General features: G+C 31.0%; 23 protein-coding genes. 17 read left to right on the top strand and 6 right to left on the bottom strand.

Translation table 11 applies throughout. The annotated features are described in order from the left end of the window. Window positions 1-15 precede the first annotated feature (15 nt). Window positions 16-897: an oligopeptide ABC transporter permease gene (gene opp4C / locus NST10_RS05350; protein ID WP_001180271.1), complete on the top strand. Its 882-nt coding sequence runs from the start codon at window positions 16-18 to the stop codon at window positions 895-897. An 88-nt stretch (window positions 898-985) separates the two neighbouring features. Here opp4C and NST10_RS05345 read toward each other — a convergent pair. Continuing rightward, window positions 986-2,553, bottom strand: a protein-coding gene (locus NST10_RS05345) for an IS3-like element ISSau2 family transposase (RefSeq protein WP_094409958.1) whose coding sequence is annotated in 2 segments (ribosomal slippage) — window positions 986-1,878 and window positions 1,878-2,553 — 1,569 coding nt in all. Because the reading frame shifts where the segments join, the coding sequence is not laid out codon by codon here. A gap of 295 nt (window positions 2,554-2,848) precedes the next feature. Between NST10_RS05345 and NST10_RS05340 the strand changes: the two genes are divergently transcribed. After that, window positions 2,849-4,495: an IS1182-like element ISSau3 family transposase gene (locus NST10_RS05340; RefSeq protein ID WP_125899125.1), complete on the top strand. Its 1,647-nt coding sequence runs from the start codon at window positions 2,849-2,851 to the stop codon at window positions 4,493-4,495. Between the two features lie 26 nt (window positions 4,496-4,521). Here the strand turns inward: NST10_RS05340 and trpS are convergent, their stop codons facing one another. Then, window positions 4,522-5,511 (bottom strand): tryptophan--tRNA ligase, encoded by a 990-nt coding sequence (gene trpS, locus NST10_RS05335; RefSeq protein ID WP_000448933.1) that lies wholly within the window; start codon window positions 5,509-5,511, stop codon window positions 4,522-4,524. A 294-nt stretch (window positions 5,512-5,805) separates the two neighbouring features. Between trpS and spxA the strand changes: the two genes are divergently transcribed. The 4 genes from spxA (at window position 5,806) to pepF (ending at window position 10,254) form a co-directional block, all read left to right on the top strand. Further along, complete coding sequence (spxA, locus tag NST10_RS05330) at window positions 5,806-6,201, top strand: transcriptional regulator SpxA (RefSeq protein ID WP_000258003.1); 396 nt, start codon at window positions 5,806-5,808, stop codon at window positions 6,199-6,201. A gap of 370 nt (window positions 6,202-6,571) precedes the next feature. After that, window positions 6,572-7,291, top strand: a complete 720-nt coding sequence (gene mecA, locus NST10_RS05325; RefSeq protein ID WP_001217728.1) for an adaptor protein MecA — start codon at window positions 6,572-6,574, stop codon at window positions 7,289-7,291. 120 nt (window positions 7,292-7,411) lie between these two features. Next, window positions 7,412-8,398 carry a competence protein CoiA family protein gene (locus NST10_RS05320; protein WP_339211732.1) on the top strand — a complete coding sequence of 329 codons (987 nt, stop codon included), beginning with the start codon at window positions 7,412-7,414 and terminating at the stop codon, window positions 8,396-8,398. Window positions 8,399-8,445: 47 nt separating this feature from the next. Further along, window positions 8,446-10,254, top strand: coding sequence for an oligoendopeptidase F (pepF, locus tag NST10_RS05315; RefSeq protein WP_000082722.1), 1,809 nt, complete (start codon window positions 8,446-8,448; stop codon window positions 10,252-10,254). A 459-nt stretch (window positions 10,255-10,713) separates the two neighbouring features. Here pepF and yjbH read toward each other — a convergent pair whose 3' ends face one another. From yjbH to NST10_RS05300, 3 genes are all read right to left on the bottom strand, one after another. Continuing rightward, the gene (gene yjbH / locus NST10_RS05310; protein WP_000896691.1) at window positions 10,714-11,520 is read right to left on the bottom strand and encodes a protease adaptor protein YjbH; all 807 of its coding nucleotides are present in this window, start codon (window positions 11,518-11,520) and stop codon (window positions 10,714-10,716) included. 22 nt (window positions 11,521-11,542) lie between these two features. Further along, entirely contained in the window at window positions 11,543-11,908 is a 366-nt protein-coding gene (locus NST10_RS05305) for a truncated hemoglobin YjbI (protein ID WP_000214067.1), read from the bottom strand. 103 nt (window positions 11,909-12,011) lie between these two features. Beyond that, on the bottom strand, window positions 12,012-12,605 hold the full coding sequence (locus NST10_RS05300) for a CYTH domain-containing protein (protein ID WP_000224620.1): 594 nt from the start codon (window positions 12,603-12,605) through the stop codon (window positions 12,012-12,014). Between the two features lie 185 nt (window positions 12,606-12,790). Here NST10_RS05300 and NST10_RS05295 point away from each other — a divergent pair, with 185 nt between their 5' ends. The 7 genes from NST10_RS05295 to fabI all read left to right on the top strand — a co-directional run bounded on the left by NST10_RS05295 (window position 12,791) and on the right by fabI (window position 19,775). Then, complete coding sequence (locus NST10_RS05295; protein ID WP_001242102.1) at window positions 12,791-13,138, top strand: hypothetical protein; 348 nt, start codon at window positions 12,791-12,793, stop codon at window positions 13,136-13,138. A 16-nt stretch (window positions 13,139-13,154) separates the two neighbouring features. Then, a complete protein-coding gene (locus NST10_RS05290) occupies window positions 13,155-13,790 on the top strand; it encodes a GTP pyrophosphokinase family protein (protein WP_001077683.1) in 636 nt (211 codons plus the stop codon). A 16-nt stretch (window positions 13,791-13,806) separates the two neighbouring features. Next, window positions 13,807-14,616, top strand: coding sequence for an NAD kinase (locus NST10_RS05285; protein ID WP_001270834.1), 810 nt, complete (start codon window positions 13,807-13,809; stop codon window positions 14,614-14,616). Beyond that, window positions 14,613-15,467 carry an RluA family pseudouridine synthase gene (locus NST10_RS05280; RefSeq protein WP_000669938.1) on the top strand — a complete coding sequence of 285 codons (855 nt, stop codon included), beginning with the start codon at window positions 14,613-14,615 and terminating at the stop codon, window positions 15,465-15,467. The genes NST10_RS05285 and NST10_RS05280 overlap by 4 nt, the downstream gene beginning before the upstream one ends. Window positions 15,468-15,487: 20 nt before the next feature. Next, a complete protein-coding gene (mgtE, locus tag NST10_RS05275) occupies window positions 15,488-16,873 on the top strand; it encodes a magnesium transporter (RefSeq protein ID WP_000062404.1) in 1,386 nt (461 codons plus the stop codon). A 9-nt stretch (window positions 16,874-16,882) separates the two neighbouring features. After that, the gene (locus NST10_RS05270) at window positions 16,883-18,727 is read left to right on the top strand and encodes a monovalent cation:proton antiporter family protein (protein ID WP_000395156.1); all 1,845 of its coding nucleotides are present in this window, start codon (window positions 16,883-16,885) and stop codon (window positions 18,725-18,727) included. Between the two features lie 277 nt (window positions 18,728-19,004). Beyond that, entirely contained in the window at window positions 19,005-19,775 is a 771-nt protein-coding gene (gene fabI, locus NST10_RS05265) for an enoyl-ACP reductase FabI (protein WP_000933195.1), read from the top strand. Between the two features lie 195 nt (window positions 19,776-19,970). On the opposite strand, the gene cozEa is transcribed toward fabI, so the two are convergent. Next, the gene (gene cozEa / locus NST10_RS05260; RefSeq protein WP_000933105.1) at window positions 19,971-21,056 is read right to left on the bottom strand and encodes a cell elongation protein CozEa; all 1,086 of its coding nucleotides are present in this window, start codon (window positions 21,054-21,056) and stop codon (window positions 19,971-19,973) included. 341 nt (window positions 21,057-21,397) lie between these two features. On the opposite strand from cozEa, the gene NST10_RS05255 reads away from it, so the two are divergent. From NST10_RS05255 to NST10_RS05240, 4 genes are all read left to right on the top strand, one after another. After that, window positions 21,398-22,966 (top strand): alanine/glycine:cation symporter family protein, encoded by a 1,569-nt coding sequence (locus NST10_RS05255; protein WP_000570704.1) that lies wholly within the window; start codon window positions 21,398-21,400, stop codon window positions 22,964-22,966. A gap of 142 nt (window positions 22,967-23,108) precedes the next feature. After that, complete coding sequence (locus tag NST10_RS05250) at window positions 23,109-23,867, top strand: esterase family protein (protein WP_000889176.1); 759 nt, start codon at window positions 23,109-23,111, stop codon at window positions 23,865-23,867. Between the two features lie 165 nt (window positions 23,868-24,032). After that, complete coding sequence (locus NST10_RS05245; protein ID WP_001060544.1) at window positions 24,033-24,758, top strand: hypothetical protein; 726 nt, start codon at window positions 24,033-24,035, stop codon at window positions 24,756-24,758. A gap of 1 nt (window position 24,759) precedes the next feature. Next, on the top strand, window positions 24,760-25,611 hold the full coding sequence (locus NST10_RS05240; RefSeq protein WP_000355329.1) for a hypothetical protein: 852 nt from the start codon (window positions 24,760-24,762) through the stop codon (window positions 25,609-25,611). Window positions 25,612-26,279 lie beyond the last annotated feature (668 nt).

Below are 26,279 nucleotides of genomic sequence, written 5' to 3'. Positions count from 1 at the left end.
CTAGGGGGGATTAGAATGCAAAATAAGTCAAAATCGCCTTTTAAAATTGCATTGTCTAAATTTATTCATAATAAAATTGCAATGTTATCGGTTATTTTTTTATTAATCATAACTATTGTATCAATTATAGCGCCATTAATAGCTCCTTTTCCAGTGAACCAACAAGATTTATTAAATATAAAAGGTGAAATGACAGCACAAAACATTCTTGGTACAGACTCTGGTGGTAGGGATAACTTTAGTCGTTTGTTATATGCAGGTCGTATTTCATTATCCATTGGAATTACATCTACAATAGGAATGCTTTTGATTGGAATTACAGTTGGAGTGATTTCTGGTTATTTTGGAGGTATTGTTGATACATTATTAATGAGAATAACCGAATTTGTTATGTTATTTCCATTTTTAATATTTGCAATTGTATTAAATGCTGCACTTGGAGATAAAATTAAAAATCCTTATGGATCTGCCATAATTCTTGTTCTAGTTATTATCGTATTAAGTTGGGGAGGTATTGCAAGACTTGTTCGTGGTAAAGTACTTCAAGAAAAAGAAAATGAATACTTTTTGGCAGCAAAATCAATTGGTACACCCACATATAAAATTATTTTGAAACATCTTTTGCCGAATATATTAAGTGTAGTTATCGTACAAGCAACATTGTTATTTGCCGGTATGATTGTAGTGGAATCAGGATTGAGCTTTTTAGGATTCGGAATTAGTAAAGCAATTCCATCTTGGGGTAATATGTTGAGTGATGCTCAAGAAGGGGATGTTATAAGTGGTAAACCGTGGATATGGATGCCACCTGCTATAATGATTACATTAACTATATTAAGTATAAACTTTGTAGGGGAAGGGCTTAAAGATGCTTTTAATCCTAGAGGTAGACGTTAAATAATAAAAGAGTCTGGGACATAAATCCCTGAACTGCACCCAGTCTAGTAGACAATTAAATAATTAAAATTAATGGTTGGTTTTGTTGTTATACAGAATCAGCCATTTTTAATGTAATTCTTTCATGATTAAAGAAAAGAATAAAATCATGAATTGTTTTTGTAGCTTCTTCTACACTATTAAATTTAAAGTGCTTATTTCCTCTAAAAATTTCACTTTTTATTGTACCCCATACACCTTCCATTGGACCGTTATCGATACATTTGCTAACACGTGACATACTTTGAATCATGCCACATTCATCCAACATATGTTTAAATGTTTTCGATGTATATTGAAAACCTCGGTCACTATGAAATAAAATACCTTTGGTATTTTCTACTTTTTCTATCGCTTGATTGAATGTTTTAAATACTAATTGATTATTGTTAGAAGGGCCTAGCTCATAACTAACAATACGTTTAGCACCTAAGTCATAAATGGCACTCAAATATATCTTACTACCTTCTTTGATTTTAAATTCTGTTACATCTGTTAACCAAACTTTATTTGGCGTATCAATGTCAAATTGTCGATTAAGCTTATTTTCTGATGTGATTTGTGGCGTTGAACGTCGATAAGGTTTTCGCTTTTGACGTATTACTGCTTTTAAATTAAGTTCTTTCATCAAACGATAAATTCGCTTTCGGTTTACTTGTTTACCTAGTTTTAAGCGAATATAGATATAAATGCGACGATAGCCATAAATACCATTATACTTATGATAGATTGATTCTATTTCTCGCTTAAGCTGTTCATTCTCTAATTCAAGTTCACTCGATTGATAATGTACCCACTTATAATAACTCGCTCTAGAAATGCCTAAAATACGACACAAGCGTTGGATAGGGTATTGATGTTTTAACGCTTCGATCGTTTTGTATGCCGTGATTTGTTTTCTCTTTGAATCATCTCTCTTTCCAATGCTTGAAACTTTTTTAAAACGTCATTTTCCATCTCTAATAATCGATTTTGTGCTTTTAATGCTTGAATTTCAGCTTCTTTTTGTTCTTCTGGCGTCATCATAGATTTGGGTTTTCCTTTGCCTCTGCCATCTACTAATCCATTTTTACCATGTGCTTGATACTTATGAACCCACTGGTAAATTTGACCGTATGAGATATTAAAGTGTTCTGCAACTTCTCTATAAGATTGTTTATGATTCAAGTAATATTCAACAATTGTTACACGTTCTTCAAATGTGGTTTTTCTTGCTTTCATGATATACACCCCAGTTTTAGGAGATTGATTCTTAATCTCTTTTCCTACAGTATACATTTTTATCCAATTTTTGACTTGTGTCGAACTACGAATATTGTATTTGATTGCGATGTCTTGGGTTGATTGATTTGAATTCAAATATTCATTTACAACTTTTAATTTTAGTTCCTTTGAATAGTGATTGTATTGTTTTTGTGTAAGTAGTGTTTCAATACCATGGGTTTTATAATATTTATACTTAGGATACAAAGTATTGACATTAATATCTAATTGTAATGTATCGATTAAGTATTGAAACGACACGCCTTTTTCATATTCTTGAAACATATATAGCAGTACATCTATGTCTACTTTAGGTTTTATTGACATAAATAAAGCTCCCTTCAAAGTTTTCATTTTTTCAATGTCTACTTTGAAGGGAGCATTTCACCCTAAAAAAACAGCAGTAAGATAATTTTCAATTAGAAAATATCTTACTGCTGTTCTCTATTTATACAATACTTCGTATTGAATGGCTTCGCTTTCCTAGGGTGCCGTCTCAGCCTTGGTCTTCGACTGGCACTGCTCCCTCAGGAGTCTCGCCATTAATACTACGTATTAACATGTAATTTTACTTTGAAATACTTTAAAAAAATAAGACACTTTCGTATAATTTAATAAATACCACTAAACTAAATTAACGAGGTGCCTTATGTATAAAAATTATAACATGACTCAACTTACACTACCAATAGAAACTTCTGTTAGAATTCCTCAAAATGATATTTCGCGATATGTTAATGAAATTTTTGAAACTATACCTGATAGCGAATTCGATGAATTCAGACATCATCGTGGTGCAACATCCTATCATCCAAAAATGATGTTAAAAATCATCTTATATGCATATACTCAATCTGTATTTTCTGGTCGTAGAATAGAGAAATTACTTCATGACAGTATTCGAATGATGTGGTTAGCTCAAGATCAAACACCTTCTTATAAAACTATTAATCGTTTTAGAGTGAATCCTAATACTGATGCGCTAATTGAATCTTTATTTATTCAGTTCCATAGTCAATGTTTAAAGCAAAATCTTATTGATGATAAATCAATTTTTATTGATGGTACAAAAGTAGAAGCTAGTGCCAATAGATATACATTTGTGTGGAAGAAAAGTATTCAAAATTACGAATCGAAATTGAACGAAAATTCAAAAGCATTATATCGTGACTTAGTCGAAGAAAAAATAATACCAGAGATAAAAGAAGATGGAGATAGCGATTTAACAATAGAAGAAATAGATTTAATTGGTAGTCATTTAGATAAAGAAATCGAAGATTTAAATCATTCTATTCAGAACGAAGATTGTACTCAAATTAGAAAACAGACCCGTAAAAAAAGAACTGAGATTAAGAAGTTCAAAAAGAAATTTGATGATTATTCCGAAAGAAAAAGTAAATATGAAGAACAAAAATCGATTCTTAAAGATAGAAATAGCTTTTCTAAAACTGATCATGATGCAACTTTTATGAGAATGAAGGAAGACCATATGAAAAATGGCCAACTTAAGCCAGGATACAATTTACAAATAGCGACAAATTCTCAATTTGTTTTATCCTATGACCTATTTCAAAACCCGACAGATACTAGAACTTTAATTCCATTTTTAACAATGATTCAAAATACCTTCGGTTATTTACCGGAGTATATTGTAGCTGATGCAGGTTATGGTAGTGAGCAAAACTATATGGCTATTATAGATGATTTTAATAAAACGCCACTTATTACGTATGGTATGTTTATTAAAGATAAAACGAGAAAGTTTAAAAGTGACATTTTTAACACTCAAAACTGGAAATATGACGAACTTAATGATGAATTTATATGTCCTAATAACAAAAGAATAGGTTTTAAAAGATATGCATACCGTAATGATAGATATGGTTTTAAACGTGACTTCAAACTATATGAATGCGATGACTGTTCAGCATGTTCTTTGAGGCAACAATGCATGAAGCCAAATTCGAAATCCAATAAGAAAATCATGAAGAATTATAATTGGGAATACTTTAAAGCCCAAATTAATCAAAAGCTTTCTGAACCAGAAACGAAAAAAATCTATAGTCAAAGAAAAATTGATGTAGAGCCTGTTTTTGGATTTATGAAGGCTATTTTGGGTTTCACTCGAATGTCAGTTCGAGGAATAAATAAAGTTAAACGAGAGCTAGGTTTTGTATTAATGGCACTTAATATAAGGAAAATAGTAGCTCGACGAGCTGTATATTATCAAATACATTTAAAAAAAGCTGATTTCTATCAAATAATTAATAGAAATCAGCTTTTTTACATTGCCTAAGAACTTAATGTCCCAAGCTCTTTATTTTATCTCTTACGTCCTAAACCCATCGCTTTTTCCATTTTTTTGACAGTTTTAAATGAAGCTTTATGTGCTTTATCTCTACCTTGATCTAAAATATCATCAAGTTTATCTGAGTTATAGAAACTTTCGTATTTTTCTTGGAATTCTACTAAAAATGCTTTAACTATTTCAGCAAGGTCGCCTTTGAATTTACCGTAACCTTCGCCTTCATATTTTGCCTCAATATCTTTAATAGGCATGTCTGTTAATCCAGCGTATATTGAAATTAAATTTGTAATACCTGGTTTATTGTCGCGGTCGAATTTAATAATACCGTCTGAATCAGTCACAGCACTTTTAATTTTTTTAGCAGCAACATTTGGTTCGTCTAATAATGAAATAAAGTTTTTAGCGTTGTCATCACTTTTACTCATTTTTCTTGTTGGATCTTGTAAACTCATAACACGGCCACCGACTTTAGGCATACGAATTTCAGGTTTCACAAGGACATCATTATAACGACTATTAAATCTATCTACAAGATTACGTGTTAATTCAATGTGCTGCTTTTGGTCATCGCCAACTGGAACGATATTAGTATTGTAAAGAACAATATCAGCTGCCATTAAAGGTGGATATGTTAATAGACCAGCTGGTATACCTTCAACTGCTTTCTGAGCTTTATCTTTGTATTGCGTCATACGCTCTAATTCGCCAACAGAAGCAATTGTAGTTAACATCCATCCTGCTTGTACGTGTGCAGGGACTTCAGATTGTATGAACAATGTTGCTTTGTCTGGATCTATACCAGAAGCTAAATAAATCGCTGCTAATTGTCTAGTTTGTTTACGTAATTTTAAGCGATCTTGTGGCATTGTAATTGCATGTTGATCTACGATACAGAAATAACAATCATAGTCGTTTTGCACATCAACAAATTGCTTTAATGCGCCAATATAATTTCCAATAGTAGGAATTCCACTAGGTTGAATGCCTGAAAATAATGTTTCCATTTAAATGCCTACTTTCTTAGTAATAATTTAACAATTATCATTATAACAGTATTTCTTAAAAATGTAAGATGTGTTAGAATATATGTATAACTTGCTACTAACAAAGGGATTAATAATCTTTTTTATAAGTGTAGAAACTTATCTGAAAAATTAGGTTTTTCTCATTTAATTTTAATGTTAGATAGTTATAATAAATAGTAACGATTAAGAATTTTAGAAAAAAATGTTTTTTCTTGATCTATAACTAAATTTTAAGCAATGAATTTTATTCATTCAAATAGGAGAGTGAGATGTATGGTAACATTATTTACTTCACCAAGTTGCACATCTTGCCGTAAAGCGAAAGCATGGTTACAAGAACATGACATTCCGTATACGGAGCGTAATATTTTTTCTGAACATTTAACAATTGATGAAATTAAGCAAATATTAAAAATGACTGAAGACGGTACTGATGAAATCATTTCTACACGTTCTAAAACATACCAAAAATTAAATGTTGATATTGATTCACTACCATTACAAGACTTATATTCAATCATTCAAGATAATCCTGGCTTATTACGTCGTCCAATTATTTTAGATAATAAACGACTACAAGTTGGTTATAATGAGGACGAGATTCGACGTTTCTTACCTAGAAAAGTTCGTACGTTCCAATTACAAGAAGCACAACGTATGGTTGACTAATAACCATTTAACTATGTGTCATACTTTACTAAAAGATATGTCAAGCAACGCTATTTCTATAGTGTTGCTTTTTTGGTTTTAAATTTACAATAATTGCTTAGTATCTTTTAAATCAAATGTGCAATTGTTAATATAGCTCTATATTAGAGTGTTTTGGATGAAACATTTGCTATGATAAGGTAAAATTAAATTAAGAAAGTGCTTTAATGCTTTAACTGTATAAATCATTTAAATAGTTTTGCTACAACGAATATGTTATTATAAGTTACCAAAATATTTTAGAGAAAGAAATCAAACAAATATATTGTATTTTGTTTGATGCTTTAATACAATGTGGATACTATTCATCGACTGTAAGGAGTGAGATGATATGAGAATAGAACGAGTAGATGATACAACTGTAAAATTGTTTATAACATATAGCGATATCGAGGCCCGTGGATTTAGTCGTGAAGATTTATGGACAAATCGCAAACGTGGCGAAGAATTCTTTTGGTCAATGATGGATGAAATTAACGAAGAAGAAGATTTTGTTGTAGAAGGTCCATTATGGATTCAAGTACATGCCTTTGAAAAAGGTGTCGAAGTCACAATTTCTAAATCTAAAAATGAAGATATGATGAATATGTCTGATGATGATGCAACTGATCAATTTGATGAACAAGTTCAAGAATTGTTAGCTCAAACATTAGAAGGTGAAGATCAATTAGAAGAATTATTCGAGCAACGAACAAAAGAAAAAGAGGCTCAAGGTTCTAAACGTCAAAAGTCTTCAGCACGTAAAAATACAAGAACAATTATTGTGAAATTTAACGATTTAGAAGATGTTATTAATTATGCATATCATAGCAATCCAATAACTACAGAGTTTGAAGATTTGTTATATATGGTTGATGGTACTTATTATTATGCTGTACATTTTGATAGTCATGTTGATCAAGAGGTCATTAATGATAGTTACAGTCAATTGCTTGAATTTGCTTATCCAACAGACAGAACAGAAGTTTATTTAAATGACTATGCTAAAATAATTATGAGTCATAACGTAACAGCTCAAGTTCGACGTTATTTTCCGGAGACAACTGAATAACGATATTAATTAAGCAACGCACTATGAAAGGAGACTCTTTGGAGTCTCTTTTTTTTATTGTTTCAAAAGCTGAAAAAGTAATAGTAGTTAAACTTACGTGTAATATTTTGAGGTGAAGATATGTTAGTAGCTTTAAATGAAGAAAAGGAACGCGTGTTAGCAACTACTGCATTGAGAAAGACACAATATTTTTGTCCGGTGTGTGGCAAGCAAGTTATTTTAAAGCGTGGGCTCAAAGTAATTAGTCATTTTGCACATAAACATTTAGCGGAACAAAAATGTTTTAATAATGAATCGATTAAACATTATAAAAGTAAATTGATTTTAGCACAGATGATACAGCAACAAGGATGTAAAGTAGAGATAGAGCCATTTTTAAAAGAAATAAAACAAATTCCGGATATTTTGATTAATAATAAATATGTTATTGAGCTACAGTATTCGCCAATTCCTTATAAACAGATTCTTCAACGAACGGAAGGTTTAAAGAAAATGGGATATAAAGTAAGTTGGTTATTAAATGATGTTGATTATTGTCATAATAAAGTGAAGTTCAATCATTTTCAAAGTATGTTTATTAATCCAATCACTCGAAAACTTCATACGTTCAATTTAGAGAAAAAACAAATAATTATGTTTCAACAAATACAATATTTAGGCGGGCACAAATATGTCGCTGAAAAAAAGAATGCCAAAATTAGTGAGTTGTTTAATGAGGCGCCTTGTGATTATCATGCTGTTTATAAATTATCAAAGTTCGCAATTAATCAATATATCAAATATTGTCGCTGGCAAAATTCTGTTTTAGAACCCACTTTAAGTGCAATGTATCAGTTACAGTTAACTGATCACGAAGTAGTGCACAATTATGGTTATATTTTTCCAGAGCAAATTTATATTGAAAATCATCCAATTGAGTGGCAATTACAAGTTGATTTATGGTTAAAGAATGGAAAAAGCAAATTAGTAAGTGACAATATTAATTATTTTAAACTGAAAAAGTTTATTGTTGCTCTAGAAAGTAAAACAGCAATTATAGAAAAACTTATTAACAATTATTTAAATATTAGTTCAGATAGAGGTAATGACGTGCAAATTTTGTTCTAAAATGAGAAAATTATATCAATTATATTTTATTAGGAGGTTTACTACATATGAGTCAACAATTATCGAGAGAAGAACAGGAACGTAAATATCCTGAATATACATGGGACTTAACAACAATTTTCAAAGATGATGAAGCTTTTGAGGCTGCATTTAAAGAAGTTGAAAATGAGTTAGGCAAAGAAGAACAATTTAAAGGACACATTGGTGATAGTGCTGAGACATTATACAATGCGTTAGAATTAGAAGATACATTAGGTACTAAATTAGAAAAAGTATATGTATACGCGCATCTAAAACAAGACCAAGATACAACGAACGACAAGTATACTGGTATGGAGTCAAGAGCACATCAATTAATTATTAAATTTAGCTCGGCATGGAGTTTCTTAGTGCCAGAGATTTTACAAATTGATGAAGATAAAATTCAATCATTTGTAAATTCATATGATAAATTACAAAAATTCGCATTTGATTTGAAGTTGATTAATGAAAAACGTCCTCATATTTTAGATGCTGAAACGGAAAAGTTATTAACAGAAGCGCAGGACGCGTTATCAACGCCATCAAATGTATACGGTATGTTTAGCAACGCTGATTTAGTATTTGAAGATGCGATTGATAAAGATGAAAATGCACACCCGTTAACACAAGGTACATTTATTAAGTATTTAGAATCAGATGATCGCAAACTAAGAGAAAGTGCTTTTAGAAATGTATATAAAGCATATGGTGCTCATAATAATACGCTTGGCGCTACGCTAGCAGGTGAAGTGAAGAAAAATGTATTTAATGCTCGTACACACAATTACAAAACTGCAAGAGAAAAAGCATTGAGTAATAATCATATTCCAGAAAATGTATATGACAATCTAGTAAAAACTGTACATAAATATTTACCATTGCTACATAGATATACTGAATTGCGCAAAGAATTGCTAGGTTTAGATGACTTGAAAATGTATGATTTATATACACCATTAATTAAAGATATTAAGTTTGAAATGCCTTATGAAGAAGCTAAAGAGTGGATGCTAAAAGCTTTAGAACCAATGGGTGAAGAATATTTAAATGTAGTTAAAGAAGGCTTAAACAATCGTTGGGTCGATGTCTATGAGAATAAAGGTAAACGTTCAGGTGGCTATTCATCAGGTGCACATTTAACTAATCCATTTATTCTACTTAACTGGTCTAATACTATTTCAGACTTATACACATTAGTTCATGAATTTGGACATTCAGCACATAGTTACTTCAGTAGAAAATTCCAACCGTCAAATTCTAGTGACTACACTATTTTTGTCGCTGAAGTAGCATCAACTTGTAACGAAGCACTTTTAAGTGATTATATGGATAAACATCTTGATGATGAAAAACGCTTATTATTATTAAACCAAGAATTAGAACGTTTCAGAGCTACATTATTCCGACAAACAATGTTCGCAGAATTTGAGCATAAAATTCATGCCATTGAAGAAGCAGGTGAACCATTAACGCCAACTAGAATGAATGAAGAATATGCCAAATTAAATAAATTATACTTCGGTGATTCTGTAGAAACTGATGAAGATATTAGTAAGGAATGGTCACGTATTCCACACTTCTATATGAATTATTATGTATATCAATACGCAACTGGTTACAGTGCAGCTCAAAGCTTAAGTCATCAAATTTTAACAGAAGGTAAGCCAGCAGTAGATAGATATATTAATGAATTCTTGAAAAAAGGTAGCTCAAATTATCCAATTGAGATATTAAAAAATGCTGGTGTAGATATGACAACACCTGAACCAATTGAACAAGCTTGTGAAGTTTTTGAACAAAAATTGAACGCTTTTGAAAAATTAATGAAAGCTTAGCACTGTTGTATTCGCTTACATTATGAACAGATTGTGACAATTTAAATTAAGTACTATTAAAAGGTTGAAATGGGAGAGATAGCGTGTTATATTATGAACATGAAATTAATCACATAACAAACATACCCCTTTGTTTGAAGTGAAAAATTTCTCCCATCCCCTTTGTTTAGCGTCGTGTATTCAGACACGACGTTTTTTTATGTTCTTTTTTAATAAGAGGGAAGTGAAGTTGTATAAAAATGTATTAAATATGCACTTTTTATACATTAACGATTAATATATGTCTATTATGTACCAAATTCATAATTTGTATAATTTTCGAACTGGTTAAATTCGAAAAACATCACTAATATATTTAGATCGATGCGTAACATTACGTTCTAATAATTTAATGTTGCAAAATTAAGAGTCAATAAAAAGACCTCGTTACATTTATGGTGTACGAGGTCTTTAATTTATTTATTTTGATTTGATTTTAGGCATTTTAGATTTCCAGAAATCGCCATCTGGATATTTAAGTTTTTCAATTTTTTGTTGAATAGCTAACTTCTTTAACTCTTTGTTTAAAAGTTTTTCTGGCCATTCATAAATAGTAAGTAATTCTTCCATCGTTACAAGTTGTTGTTGCTGTATATAAGTTTCTAATTTAGGAGGAAGATTCTTTTCGATAGGTTTACCCATCAATTCATTAATTATATAAGTATAGATGTGATATGGGTATAATCCTTCGACTTTTAAACCTTCTTCATGAACATCTTCACTAAAGAAAACGAGAGAAGGGGCTTGTTCGATTTCCATTTCTCTTGCAATATGCAAATCAATTTTCAAGCTTTCGGTTAATTTACTTTTTTGTAAGTCGTCTTTAAATACTTCTAAATCAATACCTGCATTTTGAATACAGTCACAAATCATTGATTCTGTAATAATATCTCTTTTAGGTATGATTTCATTTTGCATTAAATGTATAAATCGTTCGGCACGTAAACGACCTTGTAACTCAGCTGCTTTATAAGCTAGGGCGATGTTATCAAAGTTGGATGTACTTTGAGCTTGGCATTTCGTTAATACTTTTAACGAAGGATTTAATATATGTCTGATACGTATATATTGATTATATTCAATTCTTAATTTGGATAAGATTGCTGATAATTTGAAGCAATCGGAGCTAAATGGATCGAAAAATGAATAAATTTCGATTTTACTTACAGGTGATAGATTAATATCTTCACGACTCTTATTTTCCATTATTCGTAATTCTCCAGCCATGTTTATTCACCTACAATTAATTTTAGGAATTCACCATATGATTAGCAGTTAATCTTAAGCGCTCAAATAAATAATCTCCAACACCTTGTGGAAACGCAGCGCGATTAATTGCTGTCTGCATATTTTCTAACCATGCATCTCTTTCAAATTCAGTGATTGTAAACGCCATATGTCTTTTTCTTAGCATAGGATGTCCGTGTTCTTCGGTATAAATGTTTGGACCGCCCAAAAACTGTGTTAAAAATTGTTTTTGTTTACGACTTGTTTCTGCAAAATCTCCTGGAAACAGGTGATTAAGTCGTTCATCCTTTTCTACAAGGGTGTAAAAATAATCAATCATATCGTATAACGCTTCTTTACCAATGATGTCATATGGTGTTGTTGTCATTTAATCACCCATTTTCAAAAATTTACTGTTACGAACTTAAGTTAATATATAACTAATATAACATGATTTTAAACATTTGAAAGAAATATGCATATTTGCCAATTTAATTTATATTGTTTGAAAGTGTTTCTTTTTTCTTAAAAAAACGTTGAACTTTATTTAAAGGTTGATGATGTTCGAGGTTTAGTTCATTTAATAAAGATTGGAACTTTTCTAAACCTTGATTATAGTCTTTAACTTCGAACTCTAACTCATAATCCGTAGTGTCGAAATACTCACTTTTATCTAAAACAAGTAAATCACCTTTATATTTAGTTTCTTGGCGATATGTCGTTAATGCGCCAAGTATTGATAAAGTTGTATCCTTTACACCAAACTGTTCAACTATAATTTGACGAATGTCATCTGGAAGATTGTCGTTTGAAATAATCAAGTTCATCTCTGGTTTAATGTCGACGATATAGTTGTATTCTAATAGACCAACCTTTGCTGGTGTCTTTAAAGTCATTTCATATTGATTGTCTTTAACTCTTATGCGTAGTGCAGAGCGATGTTCCTTTAATTTGAAATCGGGTGTATCAATATAGTAATTGACTTGCTTAAAAAGCACACTGTCTTTAAAATATTTCTCTTGCAATTTATTATAGATTGATGCAGTTATCATTTGTTTAAATTCTATTTCATGATTTGTTGCCATGATATGTATACACCTCGTATCAAATTCAATTTATCTTAACTATATTATGAATGACAAAGTTGAATTTTAAAAGTAATTTCCTTTATCTATTATCAATGTTAATTTGACCATTAAAAATAGTGTTCGTAAGTGTTTTGTATTATTGAATTGTGTTAAAATGTTATGGAATAAGAGGAGGATTAAGCATGCGTTTATATATTAATGAAATTAAAATTAAAGATGACATACTTTATTGTTATACAGAAGATTCTATTAAAGGATTATCTGAAGTAGGACAAATGCTCGTTGATAGTGATAATTATGCCTTTGCGTATACATTAGATGATGGTAAAGCGTATGCTTATCTCATTTTCGTACAAGAAACATGGACGATGTTGCATGAAAACATGACTAAAAAAATTATTATCAATGATGAACTAGAATTGACTGAATTCCACCAAGAACTTACTTATATTTTAGACAACATAAAAGGAAATAATAATTATGGTAAGGAATTTGTTGCAACCGTTGAAGAAACATTCGACATTGAATAAAGCGGGGTGAAGCACTATGAATCAATGGGATCAGTTCTTAACACCTTATAAGCAAGCGGTTGATGAGTTGAAAGTGAAACTTAAAGGCATGCGCAAACAATATGAAGTTGGTGAACAAGCGTCGCCAATAGAATTTGTTACTGGTCGTGTTAAACCAATCGCTAGTATTATAGATAAGGCAAACAAACGACAAATACCATTTGATAGGTTAAGAGAAGAAATGTACGATATCGCTGGTTTAAGAATGATGTGCCAATTTGTTGAAGATATTGATGTTGTCGTCAATATTTTAAGACAAAGAAAAGATTTTAAAGTAATTGAAGAACGAGATTATATTCGTAACACTAAAGAAAGTGGTTACCGCTCGTATCATGTCATTATTGAATATCCAATCGAAACATTACAAGGCCAAAAGTTTATATTGGCTGAGATTCAGATTCGTACATTAGCAATGAATTTCTGGGCAACGATTGAACATACTTTACGATATAAATATGATGGTGCTTATCCGGATGAAATTCAACATCGTTTGGAAAGAGCGGCAGAAGCAGCGTATTTACTTGATGAAGAGATGTCTGAAATTAAAGATGAAATTCAGGAAGCTCAAAAATATTACACGCAAAAACGTTCTAAAAAACATGAAAATGATTAACGAGGTGTTATAAATCATGCGTTATACAATTTTAACTAAAGGTGACTCCAAGTCTAATGCCTTAAAGCATAAAATGATGAACTATATGAAAGATTTTCGCATGATTGAGGATAGTGAAAATCCTGAAATTGTTATTTCAGTTGGTGGTGATGGTACATTACTACAAGCATTCCATCAGTATAGCCACATGTTATCAAAAGTGGCATTTGTTGGTGTTCATACAGGTCATTTAGGATTTTATGCGGATTGGTTACCTCATGAAGTTGAAAAATTAATCATCGAAATTAATAATTCAGAGTTTCAGGTCATTGAATATCCATTGCTTGAAATTATTATGAGATACAACGACAACGGCTATGAAACAAGGTATTTAGCATTAAATGAAGCAACGATGAAAACTGAAAATGGCTCAACACTTGTTGTGGATGTTAACTTAAGAGGGAAACACTTTGAGCGATTTAGAGGCGATGGATTATGTGTATCAACACCTTCGGGTTCAACGGCTTATAACAAAGCGCTAGGTGGCGCACTTATACATCCTTCACTTGAAGCAATGCAAATTACAGAAATTGCCTCAATAAATAATCGTGTGTTTAGAACGGTAGGATCACCACTTGTATTACCAAAGCATCATACATGTTTAATATCACCAGTTAATCATGATACCATTAGAATGACGATAGATCATGTTAGTATCAAACATAAAAATGTTAATTCAATACAATACCGTGTAGCAAATGAAAAAGTGAGGTTTGCACGTTTTAGACCATTCCCATTCTGGAAACGTGTACACGATTCTTTCATATCAAGTGATGAAGAACGATGAAATTTAAGTATCATATATCACAACAAGAAACTGTTAAAACTTTTTTAGCACGACATGATTTTTCTAAGAAGACAGTGAGCGCCATTAAAAATAATGGCGCTTTAATTGTTAATGATGAACCAGTCACAGTGCGTAAGCAATTAATGCCAAATGATATATTAGAAATTCATTTGCCGCGAGAAATACCGAGTGTTAATTTAATACCTTATGCTCGTAAGCTAGAAGTATTGTATGAAGATGCTTTTGTCATCATAGTTACTAAACCAAACAATCAAAATTGTACGCCTTCGAGAGAACATCCTCATGAAAGTTTAATCGAACAAGTACTATATCATTGTCAAGAACATGGTGAAAATATTAACCCACATATTGTTACGCGTCTAGATCGTAATACAACTGGTATTGTGATATTCGCTAAATATGGACACATCCATCATTTATTTTCTAAAGTAAACTTGAAAAAAATATATACTTGCCTTGTATATGGTAAAACCCATACATTTGGTATTATTGAAGCTAATATTAGACGGTCAAAGGATAGTATTATAACTAGAGAAGTTGCCTCGGATGGTAAATACGCTAAAACATCTTATGAAGTAATAAATCAAAATGATAAATATAGTTTGTGTAAAGTTCATTTGCATACGGGACGTACACATCAAATTCGTGTACATTTTCAACATATTGGGCATCCAATTGTGGGAGATTCTTTGTATGATGGTTTTCATGACAAAATTCATGGTCAAGTACTGCAATGTACGCAAATATATTTTGTTCATCCAATCAATAAGAACAATATTTATATTACAATTGATTATAAGCAATTACTTAAATTATTCAATCAACTCTAATTCACACAGGGGGTGTAAGTATGTCAATGAACACAGATGAAAAAGAGCGTGTTCAAGAGGAATTATATGATGAGACATTATTAGATCAATACTTAGAAAATGATGATATTGATCAATTTAGAGATGAATTTCTAGCATTACACACATATGAACAAAGTGAGTATTTTGAAGATACTACCGATGAAAATAGACAAAAGATTTTTCAATATTTATCACCTGAAGAGGTTGCAAATTTCTTTGATCAATTAGATATTGATGACGATGAATATGAGTTGCTATTTGATAAGATGAATGCGACATACGCTAGTCACATATTAGAAGAAATGTCATACGATAATGCAGTAGATATTTTAAATGAGTTGACTAAACCAAAAGTTGCTAGTCTTTTAACATTGATGAATAAAGATGACGCGAATGAAATCAAAGCATTACTTCACTATGATGAGGATACGGCCGGCGGTATTATGACGACGGAGTATTTATCACTTAAAGCGCATACGCCTGTTAAAGAAGCGTTATTATTGGTCAAAGCACAAGCGCCAGACGCAGAAACAATATATGTTATCTTTGTTGTTGATGATGATGGTAAATTAGTAGGTGTTTTATCGCTAAGAGATTTAATTGTAGCTGAAAATGATGCGTATATTGAAGATATTATGAACGAACGTGTCATTAGTGTGAATGTAGCAGACGACCAAGAAGATGTTGCTCAAGTTATGAGAGACTATGATTTCATGGCTGTACCTGTTATAGATTACCAAGACCATTTGCTGGGGATCATCACGATTGATGATATTTTAGACGTTATGGATGAAGAGGCTAGTGAAGACTACTCTCGTTTAGCCGGGGTTTCAGATATCGATTCGACTAATGATTCAATCATTAAAACAGCATTAAAGCGTTTACCATGGTTGATTATTTTAACATTTTTAGGAATGATTACTGCGACAATTTTAGGGAGATTCGAAAAAACATTAGAAAATGTAGCGCTACTCGCAGCGTTTATTCCTATTATTAGTGGTATGTCAGGAAATTCAGGTACACAATCTTTAGCCGTTTCAGTTCGTAACATTACGACAGGGGAAATTAATGAGCAAAGTAAATTTAGAATTGCATTAAGAGAAGCGGGAAGTGGTGTATTATCGGGTGTTGTATGTTCAACAATATTATTTACAATTATTGTTGCAATATATCATCAGCCACTTTTAGCATTAATTGTTGCAGGAAGTTTAACTTGTGCGATGACGGTGGGGACGTTTGTAGGTTCGATGATTCCATTATTGATGAATAAATTGAATATCGATCCAGCAGTGGCTAGTGGACCATTTATTACAACAATTAATGATATTATTAGTATGTTGATTTATTTTGGTTTAGCTACATCATTTATGGCTTACTTAATTTAAGGAGGAGTTATGGAGTTTTTATCTTTAGTTATTGTTGTTTTAGCAGCGTTTTTAACTCCAATAATTGTCAATCGATTAAATATTAATTTCTTGCCAGTTGTTGTTGCAGAAATTTTGATGGGAATTGTGATTGGAAATTCATTTCTAAATATAGTAGAAAGGGATTCAATTCTAAATATTTTATCAACGTTAGGCTTTATCTTTTTAATGTTTTTAAGTGGTTTAGAAATTGATTTTAAAGCTTTTAAAAAAGATAAACGCGCACGTCAAGGACAAAATGATGATGAATCCTCAATTCCAGGGCATCTTAATCTAGCGTTAACTGTATTTGCATTTATTATGATTATTTCGATTCTTTTAGCGTATGTATTTAAATGGCTTGGATTAGTGGATGATGTGTTATTAATGGTCATTATCATTTCAACTATTTCCTTAGGCGTAGTTGTTCCAACTTTAAAAGAAATGAATATTATGAGAACAACTATAGGGCAATTTATCCTATTAGTAGCAGTGCTTGCGGATTTAGTAACTATGATTTTATTAACGGTCTATGGTGCAATCAATGGTCAAGGCGGCAGTACAATATGGTTAATAGGTATATTAGTTGTTTTCACAGCAATTTCATATATTTTAGGTGTTCAATTTAAAAGAATGTCATTTTTACAAAAATTGATGGATGGTACGACGCAAATCGGTATTCGTGCGGTGTTTGCATTAATAATATTATTAGTAGCCCTAGCAGAGGGAGTTGGCGCAGAAAATATATTAGGTGCATTCTTAGCAGGTGTCGTTGTTTCATTATTAAATCCAGATGAAGAAATGGTTGAAAAGTTAGACTCATTTGGTTACGGGTTTTTTATTCCTATTTTCTTCATAATGGTTGGTGTAGATTTAAACATACCTTCATTAATTAAAGAACCGAAATTACTAATTATCATACCGATTTTAATCGTTGCATTTATCATTTCAAAATTAATTCCAGTCATGTTTATTCGACGTTGGTTTGATATGAAAACAACGATTGCATCAGCATTTTTATTAACATCAACATTATCGCTCGTGATAGCTGCAGCCAAAATTTCAGAAAGATTAAATGCTATTTCAGCTGAAACGTCAGGTATATTAATTTTAAGCGCAGTCATTACATGTGTATTCGTTCCGATTATTTTCAAAAAACTGTTTCCAGTTCCAGATGAGTTTAACCGTAAAATTGAAGTTAGTTTAATTGGTAAAAATCAATTAACGATTCCTATAGCGCAAAATTTAACATCTCAGTTATATGACGTGACATTATATTATCGCAAAGACTTGAGTGATCGTCGTCAATTGTCGGATGATATCACGATGATAGAAATTGCTGATTATGAACAAGATGTTTTAGAACGACTAGGTCTGTTTGACCGAGACATAGTTGTTTGTGCCACGAATGACGATGATATTAACCGAAAAGTTGCTAAATTAGCCAAAACACATCAAGTTGAGCGTGTCATTTGCAGACTTGAAAGCACAACGGACGATACAGAGTTAGTTGATTCAGGTATTGAAATTTTCAGTAGCTACTTAAGTAATAAAATCTTATTAAAAGGTTTAATTGAAACACCTAACATGTTGAATTTATTAAGTAATGTTGAAACGTCACTATATGAAATTCAAATGTTAAATTATAAATATGAAAATATTCAATTACGTAATTTCCCATTCGGAGGAGACATCATCTTCGTGCGTATTATCCGTAATAATGAGTCGATTGTTCCGCATGGAGATACACAATTGCGATATGGTGATCGCTTAATTGTTACCGGTGCTAAAGAATACGTTGATGAATTGAAGCAAGAGTTAGAATTTTATTTTTAACAATAATGATATTAAAATGCAGACGTATTTTAGTACGACGTAAAATTAATGATTTTAAAATGCTTGTATGTATATGATTTTGATAAATACATGCTTTTTACGTAAATCAAGTTTGATACAGAAAGGACTAAATCAAACATTTATCGTTGTAATACGTTTAAATAACTTTATTAAAAAGTCATAATAGTGTTAAAATGTATTGACGAATAAAAAGTTAGTTAAAACTGGGATTAGATATTCTATCCGTTAAATTAATTATTATAAGGAGTTATCTTACATGTTAAATCTTGAAAACAAAACATATGTCATCATGGGAATCGCTAATAAGCGTAGTATTGCTTTTGGTGTCGCTAAAGTTTTAGATCAATTAGGTGCTAAATTAGTATTTACTTACCGTAAAGAACGTAGCCGTAAAGAGCTTGAAAAATTATTAGAACAATTAAATCAACCAGAAGCGCACTTATATCAAATTGATGTTCAAAGCGATGAAGAAGTTATTAATGGTTTTGAGCAAATTGGTAAAGATGTTGGCAATATCGATGGTGTATATCATTCAATCGCATTTGCTAATATGGAAGACTTACGCGGACGTTTTTCTGAAACTTCACGTGAAGGTTTCTTGTTAGCTCAAGACATTAGTTCTTACTCACTAACTATCGTTGCTCATGAAGCTAAAAAATTAATGCCAGAAGGTGGTAGCATTGTTGCAACAACATATTTAGGTGGCGAATTCGCAGTTCAAAACTATAATGTGATGGGTGTTGCTAAAGCGAGTTTAGAAGCAAATGTTAAATATTTAGCATTAGACTTAGGTCCAGATAATATTCGCGTTAATGCAATTTCAGCTGGTCCAATCCGTACATTAAGTGCAAAAGGTGTGGGTGGTTTCAATACAATTCTTAAAGAAATCGAAGAGCGTGCACCTTTAAAACGTAATGTTGATCAAGTAGAAGTAGGTAAAACAGCGGCTTACTTATTAAGTGATTTATCAAGTGGCGTTACAGGTGAAAATATTCATGTAGATAGCGGATTCCACGCAATTAAATAATATCATTCAACAGCTTTGTTCACGTTATTATATATGTGAGCAAAGCTTTTTTGCTTTTATAATAATCGGACTGATGGAAAATTATTTGATATTTCATCTGACTGATTTTTTTATGCACAAAAAAATCGCCTCAAAAGCTGTAGTTTCAACTTTTGAGGCGATAGTATCTTATATTATTAAAAGACATCCACAGAATTAGTCCTTAACATTACTGTTTGCTTTATCAATAATGCGTTGGCGGTATTTAAAAATATTACTAACAACCGTTTTAAGTACAGCATATAATGGCACTGCAATCAGAACTAATGTAAAGCCACCTAAATCTCCTGCTGCTAAAATAACAACGATAATTGTTAAAGGATGGATACTTAAAGATTTACCCATTACATTTGGTGTAATGATATTACCTTCAAGTTGGTGTGCAATTAATGTAATGATACAAACCCATATAAATGTAGTAGGACTATCTATAATACCGAGTATTGCTGCAGGTGCAAATGATAACCATGAACCTAAGAAAGGAATTAAGTTTGCGACACCAGCAAATAGTACTAATAAAGGAATATATGGTAAGTCAATAATTGAATAACCGATATATAAGAATATACCTAAAATAACACTGACAGTTACTTGACCTTGAATGTAAGATTTTAATGTAAAGTTTAAATCAGTTAATAAATCTACGAAAAATACTTTACGTTCACCTTTGAAAAATTTAGCAACAGCTGGGATAAATTTTTCATGGTCTTTTAACATATAAATTAAGAAGAATGGAACCATAATCAATAAGAAGATGGTTGAAATTAATGATGTAATGTACTGTAATGAATTAGATAAAATATTAGTAACGCCATCACCCATTGATTTAACCATATTTGTAATTCTACTTGTTACATCTTCAGGTAATTTATCCATTTGAGCTAGTGCGAATTTAATAATTTGCTCTGCTTCTTTTTGTAAGGCAGGTGTTTGACTAATTAAATTGTTGATATTTGAAATGATGATTGGTGCAACAAACGCAACAATTAAGCCGATAATAGCAAACAAAGCTAACATGATTGTTGTTATACTAGCCCATCTTGGAAAACCGACTTTTTCAAGTAAGTTTTGAAAAGGTAGACAGATATAAAATAAAAAACCACTAATTAAAAATGGAAGAAATACAGAACCGATGATTGTAGCTATTGGAGTAAATACTTCGTGCACTTCCATAAATAGTTTGATGAGAATGAACAGCATAATCAGAGCGATGCCAGTTCGGAACCAAACCTTGTTTAACATAAACGATGTTCCTCCTATTTTTCTAAACTTAGTTATTATTTAGTATATCCTAAATAGCAGTGCTTAAAAAGGTTAATATTTTTTAAATATACTTAAATTAACCATTTACTTTCTATTTTAAGATATTTACTTTCAATAGTTTGTGAGACTTTTCAATGACTCGTAAGTCTGCAAATGGATCAAACAGTACCAATTTATATGAATAACTTATTTTAATATTAAACGTGTTTAAATAATGAAATGATCATATTAATATTTATAAGAATATTCTGAAAAATATATTGAAGTGTCTCGTGCTTAATCGTATAATATTTTTATGTTTAAACAATAGGGGGAATCTTATGATTGAAAAATTAGTAACCTTTTTAAATGAGGTTGTTTGGAGTAAGCCATTAGTTTATGGTTTGCTAATTACTGGTGTGCTATTTACATTGCGTATGCGATTTTTTCAAGTTAGACATTTTAAAGAAATGATTCGATTAATGTTTCAAGGAGAGAAGTCTCCAAATGGTATTTCAAGTTTTCAAGCGATAGCCATGTCTTTAGCAGGCAGGGTTGGTACAGGTAATATTGTCGGTGTATCTACTGCAATATTTATAGGAGGACCTGGTGCAGTATTTTGGATGTGGATTACTGCATTTTTAGGTGCAAGTAGTGCTTTTATTGAATCTACACTTGGTCAAATATTCAAGAGAGTTGAAAATAATGAATACCGTGGTGGACCAGCGTATTATATAGAATATGGTATTGGTGGTAAATTTGGTAAAATTTACGGAATTATCTTTGCTATTGTTACGATTATCTCAGTAGGTCTATTGCTTCCTGGTGTGCAATCTAACGCTATAGCAAGTTCTATGCACAATGCGATTCATGTTCCACAATGGTTAATGGGTGGTATTGTTGTAGTTATTTTGGGATTAATTATTTTTGGTGGTGTACGTAGTATTGCCAATGTTGCAACAGCCGTTGTACCATTTATGGCAATTATTTACATACTAATGGCTGTCATTATCATTTGTATCAATATACAAGAAGTGCCAGCGTTATTTGCATTAATTTTCAAATCAGCATTTGGATTACAATCTGCTTTTGGTGGTATCGTTGGCGCAATGATAGAGATTGGTGTTAAACGTGGATTATACTCAAATGAGGCTGGTCAAGGTACAGGTCCACACGCAGCAGCGGCAGCAGAAGTATCACATCCAAGTAAACAAGGTCTAGTACAAGCATTTTCAGTTTATATTGATACATTATTTGTATGTACTGCAACTGCTCTGATTATACTTATTTCTGGTACATATAATGTGACTGATGGTACGGTTAATGCGAATGGCACACCGCATTTAATTAAAGACGGTGGGATTTATGTTGAAAATGCAACAGGTAAAGATTATTCAGGTACTGCGATGTATGCACAAGCCGGCATTGATAAAGCGTTCCATGGCAGTGGTTATCAATTTGATCCTACTTTCTCTGGCGTAGGTTCGTACTTTATTGCATTTGCTTTATTCTTCTTTGCATTTACTACAATTTTGTCGTACTACTACATTACAGAAACAAATGTTGCTTATTTAACGCGTAATCAAAATAATCAAGTTTCATCGGTATTTATTAATATTGCTCGTGTGATTATTTTGTTCGCTACATTTTACGGTGCAGTTAAAACAGCTGATGTAGCATGGGCATTCGGTGATTTAGGTGTAGGTCTAATGGCTTGGTTAAATATCATTGCGATTTGGATTTTACATAAGCCTGCCGTAAATGCTTTAAAAGATTATGAAATTCAAAAGAAACGTTTAGGCAGCGGTTATAATGCAGTTTATCAACCTGATCCGAATAAATTACCTAATGCTGTCTTTTGGTTGAAGACATATCCAGAACGTTTAAAACAAGCACGTGCCAAAAAGTAGTCAACTTTTAGTTATGGTATATGTAGTGATCATTTGATAAAAAAGAAAAAGTATTGAGAATTTTAGGTGCTCAGAAATTTGAATTTTAAAATATAGTGTCTCTTGGTACAATAATAATACAATTACTAGGGGGCACTTTTTTATGTTGGAATTTAAAGCTGGAAAGATTAATAAACATGTTTTATATAGTGATATTTTAAATAGAGATGTCACACTAAGTATTTATTTGCCAGAATCTTATAATCAACTTGTTAAATATAATGTCATTCTTTGCTTTGACGGATTAGATTTTTTACGTTTCGGGAGAATACAACGTACATATGAATCGTTAATCAAAGAAGCGCGTATTGATGATGCGATCATTGTCGGATTCCATTATGAAGACGTTGATAAGCGTAGAGAGGAATTTCATCCACAAGGAAGTCGTTCTCATTTAACTATTCAATCAGTCGGTAAAGAAATATTGCCATTTATTGACTCGACGTTTTCTACACTGAAAGTAGGTAATGCAAGGTTATTAGTAGGAGATAGTTTAGCGGGTAGTATTGCCTTATTAACGGCGTTGACCTATCCAACGATTTTTAGTCGTGTAGCAATGTTAAGTCCACATTCAGATGAAAAAGTATTAGATAAGCTAAATCAATGTGCTAATAAAGAACAATTGACAATTTGGCATGTCATTGGTCTAGATGAAAAAGATTTCACTTTACCAACAAATGGTAAGCGTGCCGATTTCTTAACACCGAATAGAGAATTAGCTGAACAAATTAAGAAATATAATATAACTTATTATTACGATGAATTTGAAGGTGGTCACCAATGGAAAGATTGGAAACCATTGCTGTCAGATATATTATTGTATTTTTTTAGTAATCAGTCACCGGATCAATTATATGAGTAATATGTTCTTATATAACTGATTATTGTAGTGGTTTTATCTTCAAAAGAGGGGCAATTTTAGGGCACTTAGGTATTATATTAAGAGAAAAGCATATTCCTGCAATAACAACGGATAAAGAGCTTCAAGAAGGTGAAATGTATAGAATAGTGAAGGGGGGAATTTACAGTGAATAATAAGCTTATATATACCTCTTATGATGGTGATAACATACTATTGATAGATAGTTTTATTAAACTTGTTATTGATTTTAAATATATTCCAATAAATCCAACTAAATCATTAGGATATTATATATCTACATCGATTCATGACAATGACAAAGGTGAGTGTTTAAGAGACTGCTTGTCTTTGGAAATGATTTGTGATGAACTTTGGGTATTCATAGACAATAATAAATATATTCCAGAAGGAGTTCGGTTAGAAATAGCCTCATGGTTAAAATATAAATCCTCTCCAGTTAAGTATATAAGCATACCTTCTTTATTAGAGAATTCGAGTATAAATGACGATTTATTTTTAGACTTTGATGATTCAAATATACTTAAAGAAAAGGAAATTTCCGAACTAGTACCGAAAAAAAGTGAGTTAAGACCTGTAAATTGTATTAATATACTACCGGAACACCATAAATATATAGACTGGATAAAGTATCATTTATTTTATAACAAATTCGTACCATTGGATTATTTAAGTATAAAGCCATATATTTATTTTGATAATATAGAACATTATAAAAGTGAGTTATCGCTATTGAATGAACGATGTAATAACATTTCTGTTATGCCATATTATGTGAGTGAAGATAATTTTAATTTATCTTTTTCAGAATGCAAAATACCTAAATATATTAAGAAAGATTGGGCTATAACAACAATGGAGAATAAAAATTAACATGGATATATCATTAAATTTCAATCATTATATTGATTTAAAAAAGAGTATTAAAAATTTATGCTTAATGAAAAAGTTTGAGCCCTATGTAACCAATGAAAATTATGATTTTATTGAAATGCCTTTGGTAGTAGATGGAAATTATGTGCTCTTAAAAATTTATCAAGAAAAAGACGCTTTAATTAAACTTCATTATCAGGAAGTATTAAACTCTAATCGAAAAAGTGTAATACAAGAAAGTGATATAGTTAGAATTTCACGAAGCATACTTAATGAAGCTCTTGATATCAATAGTAATATAAAATATAAATCTGATACTTTTGGATTAACTATTATATCCGATGCAGATAATTACACAACATTAATACGGACTATACTTGCTCAGCAAGTGAGCATAGAACAAGCCAATAAACTATTTTTATTATTTATTAATACTTATGGTGAAATTTTTGAACTAAATAATAAAGAATACACTTTTTTAAATTGGGATAAAATATTCAGTCGAATATATAAAGAACAAAAAGTTTTAGTAGGTACGACTAATAATAGAAAGCAGGCTATCATAACTCTTGCTGAATTACATATAAAAAACGGCTTAAGAGAAAATGTTTTACAAGTTATTTCAAGTATAAAAGGTATAGGTTCTTGGACAGTGCAAATGTTTATGCTATTTCAATTTCCTCACGTAGCTTTTGAAAATATTCCTGTAGCAGACATAGGATTGCACAGGGCCATAGAAAAAAATCATGATCTTCCACATAAATCGATTGATAAAAGTAAGGGAGAATCTTACTTCCAAAACATGAAATCTATAGATGTGTTTAAATATTGGTATATATACATGGTTGAATAGATGTTTAAGCAGTTTGTTGTACAGTAAAAATAAAACCTATTAAATATAAGGATTGCTTAATCTCTTTTCTAATTATTCAACTCCCGATGTAATATTCTGTAAATTACTTTACAGAATATGTTTACTTTACGTACTTTTTAAATGAAAGGTAAGAGTAGATAAACTTTTTAAAGACCTATTTCTGAAATAATAGAAGATACTACTTTATTTATATAAATGTTGGATTATCTTAAATAGGCAGTATAGTGACTATTTATCATGCCAGTTCTATCATTTTTTTTAAAGGAATTATTAAGATGATTATCACATTACTACCGGAAAGGTTTAAGGTAATTGTTGTAGAAAATTCTCAATATATTTTTTCAGCGATACATTTTTATATCTATAAACCAATTACATACGAATGTTGTATGGAGTTCTTTAACTAAAAATAATATACAACTGTTACTAGAAATCAATATTTTTTGTTTATTATAGAATCCTATCACAACAAGCTTAAATGAACATTGTAATAGAAACGCACTGAATTATAAAACAGAATTAAAATTATTTATAGGGTTATCTAGGCTGTCTAGATAAATTTGACAATGCTATAGTTAAATATATTTATAAAAGATTTTACTGTTTAATTTAATTTAATTTAAATTTGTCGAAATTGCAAAAGATGT

Origin of the sequence: Staphylococcus sp. FSL W8-0305 (genome assembly GCF_037966415.1) — a bacterium.
Classification (GTDB): Bacteria; Bacillota; Bacilli; order Staphylococcales; family Staphylococcaceae; genus Staphylococcus; species Staphylococcus aureus.
The sequence above is the reverse complement of the archived record's forward strand: the minus strand, read 5'-3'. Positions and strand labels throughout refer to the sequence as shown.